Raw genomic sequence first — 7,735 nt, 5'->3', positions numbered from 1 at the left:
GGTGCGGCGGCCCGCGCGGGCCGCCGCACCCGCCAGCCCGCCCCGGACGTCGTAGCCGGCGGCGCGCAGCCGCGCCCGCGCCCGGTGGGCGCGGCGCACGGTCGCGTCGGCGAACAGCCGGTGGTAGAGCGGGTCGGGGACGGCGTTGAGGGCGGCCCGCACCGCGCGCAGCCCGGCCGTCACCGCGGCCTGCGTGCCCGGCGGTTCCGGCAGGATGCCGTACGCGCGCCGCGCCCACGCGGGCAGCGCGTGGTAGGCCAGCGCGCCGATCGGCAGCCACAGCGGGGCCAGCGGCGCGAGCCGCCGCAGCCGGTCGGGCACCCGCGGCCGGAGCAGGAAGCGGACGGTGGCGCACGCCTCCGGGGTGGCGGCGAGCAGCGGGCGCGTCCGGGCGAGGTAGGCGCGCAGGGCCCCGACCGACCCGGGCACCCCGCCGAGGTCGAGGCCCACGTAGCGGGCGGCGGCGGCGCGCTCGGCCAGGTAGCGGTCGGCGTCGGCGCGCGACAGCCGCACCCCCGCACGGGTGACCACCTCCAGGTAGGAGGCGGCCTCGGCGCAGTGCACCCAGGTGAGCAGGTCGGGGTCGTCGGCGCGGTGCCGCCGCCCCGTGGCGGGGTCGGTGAACACCAGCCGCCGGTGGACGGCGCGGACCCGCGCCCCGAGCGATTCGGCCTCCTCGGGGCTGCCGTAGGTCGTGGTGGCGACGTAGTCGGCGGTGCGCAGGAGTCGGCCGGTGGGGTCGTCCATGAAGTCGGAGCGCTGCCACACGCCCTGCATGGCCACCGGGTGCAGGGCCTGGAGCATCAGCGACCGCACACCGGCCACCCACATGGCCCGGTCGAGCTGCACCCGCCACGTCGGGCTGCCGGGCAGGGCGACCGTGGGGCGCATGGGTGCTCCCGTGATGGGCGGGGGGCGGGCGCGGGCGCCCGCCGGGCCGTACGGCCGGAGTCTACCGGCCGTTCCCCCGCGCGCCGGGGGTGGCCGGTAGCGTGGGCACGACCCGCCGAGGAGGTGCCCGTGGCCCCCATCGCCCCCGGAACCGAACCGCTGACGCTGCCCGCCCGCGGCCTGGAGTTCGACGCGCTGGCGGCCGGGCCGCCCGGCGCGCCGCTCGTGCTGTTCCTGCACGGTTTCCCCGAGTTCGCCACCTCGTGGCGCGGCCAGCTCGCGGCGGTCGCCGCCGCCGGGTACCGCGCGGTGGCCGTCGACCAGCGCGGGTACTCCCCCGGCGCCCGGCCCGCCGACCCGGCGGACTACGCGGTGGCCGAACTGGCCGCCGACGTCATCGCGTTCGCCGACGCGCTGGGGGCCGACCGCTTCCACCTCGTCGCCCACGACTGGGGCGGGGTGGTGGCCTGGCCGGTGGCGGCGCTCCACGCCGAGCGGGTGGCGTCCCTGGTCGTCCTGTCGACGCCGCACCCGCGCGCGCTGGCGGCGGCCACCGCGGCGTCGGCGGAGCAGCGCGACCGGCTCGGCTACATCCGGGCGTTCCGCCGCGAGGGCGCGGCCGAGGCCGCGCTGCTGGCCGACGGCGGGGCGGCGCTCGCCCGCCTCTACGGGGGGCGGGTGCCCGACGACCTGGTCGCCGACAACGTGCGCCGGCTGTCGGCGCCCGGCGCCCTCACCGCCGCGCTCAACTGGTACCGCGCGCTGCACGGCGACGCCGCCGACGCGCCCGCGATCGGGGTGCCCACGCGGTACCTGTGGGGCGACGGCGACGTCGCGTTCACCGCGGCGGCGGCCGAGGCCACCGGCGACTGGGTGACCGCGCCCTACACCTACACCCCGCTGGCGGGCGCCTCCCACTGGCTGCCCGAGGAGCGCCCCGACCGGGTGACGGGCCCGCTGCTGGAGCACCTGGCCGCCCACGCCTGACCGGCACCCGCCCCGGACGGGGCCGGGGCGGGTCCGCCTGCTGCGGGCGACCTCGGCGGGCCCGGTCCGGCGGGGTCCCCGGCGCGACCGTCCCGGCGGGCCCGGCGCCGCGCCGACGGCTCCGGTCGGCCGCCGGCGGCCGACCGGGTCAGCGCCGTGCGGGCTCCACCGGCAGCGCACGCACATCGACGTCCGCCATGGACCGCCCCCGGACAGCAGGCTGCCGGTCGCCACCACCCGGCCCCGGCCCCGTTCCGGCCACCGCCACCGGGCCGCCGCACACCCGCCTCCACCGGTCAGCGCCGCGCGAAGAACTCCACCACCAGCGCACTCGCGTCGACATCCTCGGTGGACGGCCCCTGGACGTCCGGGTGCCGGTTGTCGCCGCCCGGCCAGGTGTGGCCGCCGCCGTGGACGGTGTAGAGCCGCACGGCCGGAGCCGCGTCGTCGGTGTACCACGAGGTGCGCTCGACGGTGGTGCCGTCGTCGGGTGCCGTGTCGGGCAGGGTGTCGTCCTCGGTGCGGTCGGCGCCGGACGCGTCGGCGAACGCCTCGGCGGTGTCGCGCGCGCCGATGGAGGCGATCGGCGGCTCCGGGAAGTCCTCGCTCTCCTCGGGCGGGTCGGGCAGCCCGTCGTAGGGGCGCAGCGGGTCGCCGGTCCCGTAGAAGAGGAGGGCCGGGACGGGCCCCTCGGGGACCTGGGGTTCGGGGTGGGCGCCGAGCTGGGCGGCGGCGGTGGCCACGCCCGCGAAGGCTTCGGGCTCCTCGGCGGCGGCGCGCAGCGCGGTGTTGCCGCCGTTGGAGACGCCCGCGAGGTAGACGCGGTCGCGGTCGGCGCCGTACTCGGCGGCGAGGTGGTCGGCGAGGGCGGTGAGGAAGGCGATGTCGGCATCGGGGTCGGGGCGGGCGTCGGTCGGCTCGCGGTGGTCGCCCCAGCCCCGGTCGATGCCCTCCGGGTAGGCGACGCCCATGCCCTCGGCCGCGGCGGCCTCGGTCAGCCCGGTGACCTCGGCCATCTCCTCGGCGGTGCCGCCCTTGCCGTGCAGGGCGATGATCATGGGCACCGGGCCGTCGCCGCCGGGGTGGTCCACCAGGAAGGAGCGGGTGGCGCCGCCGCTGTCGAGCGTGCCCTCCACGCGGGTGGGCTCGGCCGCGGCCGCCGGTTCCGCCGGGTCGCCGTCCGCGGTGGGGGCGGCGCAGCAGACGGTGACCAGGGTGAGAACCGCGGCCGCGGCGGCGGGGAGGGGTGCGCGCGGAGAACGCATCGACGCCTCTTCCTATAAGCCGTAGGGTCTTTCCTACACCCTATAGGAACCCGGTGTCCGGCCCGGATGGGACACTGATGGGGTGCGCAAGGGCCTCACCCGGAAGTCGATCACCGACGCGGCCGCCGACTTCGCCGACGAGCACGGGCTAAACGCGCTGACCTTCAGCGCCCTCGCCCGCCACCTCGGCGTCGCCGCCCCGAGCCTGTACGCGCACCTGCCGGGCGGCATCACCGAACTGCGCGCCGCGCTGTGCGCCCGCGGCCACGACGACATCGCCGCGCGGTGCAGGGCGGCCGCCACCGGCCGGTCGGGCGGCGACGCCCTGCGCGCCCTGGCCATCGCCCAACGGGCCTACGCCCGCGAGCACCCGGGGCTGTACGCGGCGACGTCGTTCGCGGTCGACGGCTACGACGACCCGGAGGTGCGGCGGTCGGCCGACGCGGCGGCCGCCGTCGCGGCGGACATCCTCGCCGCGACGGGGATCACCGGCCCGGACCGGGTCCACGCGGCCCGCGCCGTGCGCAGCGCGGTCCAGGGGTTCTGCGCGCTGGAGGCGGCGGGGGTGTTCCTCCTCGACGTCCCGGCCGACGAGAGCTTCGCCTGGCTGCTGGACGGCCTGGTCGCCCAGGCCCTCCCCTCCCCCCGCCCCGCCCGCGGCCGCACCTGAACCGCCCGACCCGCCCCGTCCGCACCGGCGTGCGGGGCGGCGCGCGGCGACCGGGCCGGGGCCGGCCCCGGCGGTGCTTCACGGAGAAGGCGATCCGCTCGGCTTCGGCCGGCCCCGGTCGCCGCCCGGGCGGGTGCGCTCGGCGTCATCGTTTCGGCGGTCCGCCGTGGCGGCCTCCGCCGGCGGTGGTCAGAGCGCAGTGGTGAGGGAGGCGACGACCTCGGCGGCGGGGCGGTCGTCGGCCGCGCGGAACCCCGTGCCCGCCCACAGGTGCAGGCGCTCGGAGTCGCCCGCGCGGGCGGCGGCGGCGCGCAGCGGCGCCGTGAGGTGGTGCACCTGCGGGTAGCCGCCGGGGGCGATGCGGTCGTGGGCGGCGACGAACCGGTTGACCAGCGCCCGGGCGCGCCGCCCGCTGAAGGCGCGGGTGACGGTGGTCGCGGTGAACCTCGGGTCGGCGAGGGCGTCCTTGTGGGTGCGCGACGCCCCGCTCTCCGGGGTGCGCAGCAGTACCGTGCCGACCTGCGCCGCCGCGGCGCCCGCGGCCAGGACCCGGCGCACGTCGTCGGCGCAGGCGATCCCGCCCGCCGCGACCAGCGGGAGGTCGACGGCGGCCCGCACCTCGGCGAGCAGGTCGAGCAGCGGGGTGGTGCGCTCGTAGGTGTCCTCGAACGACCCCTGGTGCCCGCCCGCCTCCGCGCCCTGCACCACGAGCGCGTCGGCCCCGGCCTCGGCCGCCGCCCGGGCCTCCCCGGCGGTCGTGACGGTGACGAGGACGGTCGATCCGGCGCGGCGCAGCGCCCGCACGTCGGACGGCTCGGGGCAGCCGAAGGTGAAGCCGACCACCGGGACCGGGTCGGCGGTCAGCAGGGCGAGCTTGGCCGGGTAGTGGTCGTCGTCCCAGCGCGCCGGGCCCAGGGCGGCCCCGAGCCGGTCGGCGTCGGCCGCGAGGCGCGCCCCGTAGGCGGCGACGGCGGAGGGGTCGGCGGTGTCGGCCCCGGGGACGAAGAGGTTGACGCCGAACCGCCCCGGGGCCCGGGCGGCGGCGCGCCGGACGAGGTCGGCCGTCGTCTCGGGGGCGAGGTAGCCGGCGGCGACGAAGCCCAGGCCGCCGGCCCGGTGCACGGCCGCCACCAGTTCGGCCGTGCTCGCGCCGCCGGCCATGGGCGCACCCACGATCGGGACGTTGAAATAGTCGGAAACGCCCACGTATCGCTCCTCAATCCCAATAGGCGAAATACGGGCATTAGATTCGCATATCGCCGCGATCGAGCCGCCGACGGGGTGGAACGGCCCCGGCCCGCGGTACTCCCCCGTTGCCCCTCCTTCCCCGGAGAGCGCGCCCCTCCCCTCCCGCGGCTCCGCGCGGGCGGGCGGAGGGCGCACCGATCCGGTAACGGAGGTGCCGTAATCTCGCCGATGTGAACAGCGAGATCGAACTCCTCCGTTCCGACCGATTCCCCGACCTGACCGACGAGGTCGACTACGCCTACGCCACCGTGGTGCCCGCCTCCACCGCGCGCACCGTCTTCACCGCGGGCGCCTGCCCGCTCGACGCCGAGGGCGCGACCGTCGCCCCCGGCGACTACGCCGCTCAGGCCGAGCAGGTGATGCGCAACCTCAAGGCCGCCCTTGCGGGGGCCGGCGCCGGCCTGACCGACGTCGTGAAGTCCACCGTGTACGTCGCCTCCTCCGACCCGGCGGACCTCGTGACGGCGTGGGACGTCGTCCGCGCCCACTTCGGCGCGCACGACGCGCCGAGCACGCTGCTCGGCGTGACCGTCCTCGGCTACCCGGACCAGCTGGTCGAGGTCGAGGCCGTCGCCGTCGTCTCCTGACGCTCTCGCGTCGCGTCGGGCCCGGTCGGCCGGGTCGGCCGGGTCTCCGACGGGTACCAGCGGGTCATCGCCGTATTCGACGCAGCCGATTCCCCGCCGCGCACCGCCCCTCCCCGAATCGGTCCGCCGCTTCCCCGCGCCCCCCGGCCGCATCCGGCCACCCCGGCATACGCCCCTGACCTCGTTGATCTTGACGCCGCCGGGGCATGGGAGCGATCCCCTACCCCGGCAGGGTCAAGATCAACGGGGGGGCGGATCGCGGGCATGGTGGGGCACCTGGCGGCATCGCGCTCCGTATCGGTGATATGACCCGTCCTCGCGTCACCTCCGTTGACAGGGCGTGACCGCCGTCGGATGTTCGACGGGCGGCGGGGAGAAGGTACGGATGGCCCGCCGCGCCCTTCCCCCTGAGGAGCGACATGAGATCACCGATGTGGCCGCGCCGGGTGGCGGCCGCGTTCGCGGGCCTGCTCGCCGCCGCGCTCGCCGTCCCCGTCCTGGCGGGGCCGGCGGCCGCCGAACCCGTGCGGACCACCGCCGGAACGGGGCCCTACGACGCCGAGTACGTGACCACCTGGCGGCTGCCCGGGCACACGGTCTACCGCCCCGCCGAGCTGCCCGACGACGTCGACCTGCCGATCGTCGCCTGGGGCAACGGCGGCTGCCTGGCCGACGGGACGATGTTCGAGAACATCCTCACCGAGTTCGCGTCCCACGGATACCTGGTCATCGCCAACGGCCGCCCCGGCGGGATCGGCCGGACCGACCCCGAGATGCTGACCGAGGCGGTCGATTGGGCGATCGACGAGAACGACCGGCTGCTCAGCGAGTACCGCGGTCACATCGACACCGGCGGCATCGCGGTCATGGGCCAGTCCTGCGGGGGGTTGGAGACCTACGAGGTGGCCGACGACCCGCGCATCACGACCACCGTCCTGTGGAACAGCGGCCTGCTGAGCGACCGCGACAACCACCTGCTCGCCGACCTGCACGCCCCCATCGCCTACTTCGCGGGCGGACCGAGCGACATCGCCTACGAGAACGCCATGGACGACTGGAACCGCCTGCCCGCGGGCCTGCCCGCGTTCATGGGCAACCTGGACGTCGGCCACACCGGCACGTTCGGCCAGCCCAACGGCGGCGAGTACGGCCGGGTCGGCACCGCGTGGCTGGACTGGCGGCTCAAGGGCGACGCGGCCGCCGGCCGGTGGTTCGTCGGCCCCGACTGCGGCCTGTGCTCCACCGACTGGGACGTGCGGCAGCGCAACCTCGGCTGACCGTCCGGAGCGGTCCCCGGCGGGCGCGGCCGCCGGGGACCGCGACGCTCCCGCCGCCGGAGCGGTGCGCGGGCGGGCGGAAGAACCGGCGTGCGGGGGGTGTTGCACCGGTCACGCCGCGCCCGGACGTGCGGGCGCGCGACCGGCGGCGGTGCCGCCCGACGAGGAGACCATGGCCACTCTGGACGACGTGCGGGCGCTGATCGATCGGGGTGGACACCGCTGCGTGGTCTCCACGGTCCGGGCGGACGGGTCGATCCAGTCGAGCGTGGTCTCCGCCGGGCTCGCCGAGCACCCCCTGACCGGCGGGCCCGTCCTGGCGTTCACCACCCCCGCCACGAGCGTCAAGCTGCGCTTCCTGCGGGCGCGCCCCCGGGCGACCCTGGTGTTCCAGCCCGACTACCACTGGGCCTCCGTCGAGGGCGAGGTCGACCTGGTCGGGTACGACGACCCCTTCGAGGGCGTCGACGCCGACGGGGTACGGCGCCTGCTGCGGCGCGTGTTCACGGCGGCCGGGGGGACACACGACGACTGGGCCGACTACGACCGGGCGATGGTCGAGCAGCGCCGGACCGCCGTCCTGCTGCGGCCCACCCGCGTCTTCGCCATGTGATCGCCGCCGGCGCCCGGCGGAGGAGCGGACGGGTGGCCGGTCCGCGTGGCATCGGGCGGCCGCGCGGAGGCGCGCCGGGTCAGCCGACCGTCGGCCGATCGGTCGGGGTAAGACGGGTGGGGCGTGCGGGCCGGGGTGCGTGGGGTGGCCGTAAGGAGGGGTATCGGGCGGGTGGCCGGGGCCGCACCCCCGGCCAC

General features: G+C 77.4%; 8 protein-coding genes. 5 read left to right on the top strand and 3 right to left on the bottom strand.

Going from position 1 to position 7,735, the window contains the following annotated elements:
• On the bottom strand, positions 1–891 hold an 891-nt coding region (locus NT8_RS25840), incomplete at its 3' end, for an oxygenase MpaB family protein (protein ID WP_067975004.1).
• Positions 892–1,020: 129 nt separating this feature from the next.
• Between NT8_RS25840 and NT8_RS25835 the strand changes: the two genes are divergently transcribed.
• Entirely contained in the window at positions 1,021–1,878 is an 858-nt protein-coding gene (locus NT8_RS25835) for an alpha/beta fold hydrolase (RefSeq protein ID WP_067975002.1), read from the top strand.
• A gap of 296 nt (positions 1,879–2,174) precedes the next feature.
• On the opposite strand, the gene NT8_RS25830 is transcribed toward NT8_RS25835, so the two are convergent.
• Positions 2,175–3,143: an alpha/beta hydrolase family esterase gene (locus tag NT8_RS25830; RefSeq protein ID WP_067975001.1), complete on the bottom strand. Its 969-nt coding sequence runs from the start codon at positions 3,141–3,143 to the stop codon at positions 2,175–2,177.
• Positions 3,144–3,225: 82 nt separating this feature from the next.
• Between NT8_RS25830 and NT8_RS25825 the strand changes: the two genes are divergently transcribed.
• Positions 3,226–3,813 carry a TetR/AcrR family transcriptional regulator gene (locus NT8_RS25825; RefSeq protein WP_067975000.1) on the top strand — a complete coding sequence of 196 codons (588 nt, stop codon included), beginning with the start codon at positions 3,226–3,228 and terminating at the stop codon, positions 3,811–3,813.
• Between the two features lie 189 nt (positions 3,814–4,002).
• On the opposite strand, the gene NT8_RS25820 is transcribed toward NT8_RS25825, so the two are convergent.
• Entirely contained in the window at positions 4,003–5,019 is a 1,017-nt protein-coding gene (locus NT8_RS25820; protein WP_084469284.1) for a nitronate monooxygenase, read from the bottom strand.
• Positions 5,020–5,231: 212 nt separating this feature from the next.
• Between NT8_RS25820 and NT8_RS25815 the strand changes: the two genes are divergently transcribed.
• From NT8_RS25815 to NT8_RS25805, 3 genes are all read left to right on the top strand, one after another.
• Positions 5,232–5,648 carry a RidA family protein gene (locus NT8_RS25815; protein WP_067974998.1) on the top strand — a complete coding sequence of 139 codons (417 nt, stop codon included), beginning with the start codon at positions 5,232–5,234 and terminating at the stop codon, positions 5,646–5,648.
• A 419-nt stretch (positions 5,649–6,067) separates the two neighbouring features.
• A complete protein-coding gene (locus NT8_RS25810) occupies positions 6,068–6,925 on the top strand; it encodes an alpha/beta hydrolase (RefSeq protein WP_067974995.1) in 858 nt (285 codons plus the stop codon).
• Between the two features lie 172 nt (positions 6,926–7,097).
• Complete coding sequence (locus NT8_RS25805; RefSeq protein ID WP_067974991.1) at positions 7,098–7,538, top strand: TIGR03618 family F420-dependent PPOX class oxidoreductase; 441 nt, start codon at positions 7,098–7,100, stop codon at positions 7,536–7,538.
• Positions 7,539–7,735: the final 197 nt, after the last annotated feature.

The sequence above is a fragment of the Nocardiopsis trehalosi NBRC 14201 genome (assembly GCF_001552555.1).
Taxonomy (GTDB): domain Bacteria; phylum Actinomycetota; class Actinomycetes; order Streptosporangiales; family Streptosporangiaceae; genus Nocardiopsis_B; species Nocardiopsis_B trehalosi.
This window is presented reverse-complemented; position numbering and strand designations above follow the sequence as displayed.

Excerpts from the sequence above, each read along its gene's own strand:
- NT8_RS25830 (WP_067975001.1), bottom strand. The coding sequence starts at position 3,143 with ATGCGTTCTCCGCGCGCACCCCTCCCCGCCGCCGCGGCCGCGGTTCTC.
- NT8_RS25810 (WP_067974995.1), top strand. The coding sequence starts at position 6,068 with ATGAGATCACCGATGTGGCCGCGCCGGGTGGCGGCCGCGTTCGCGGGC.
- NT8_RS25805 (WP_067974991.1), top strand. The coding sequence starts at position 7,098 with ATGGCCACTCTGGACGACGTGCGGGCGCTGATCGATCGGGGTGGACAC.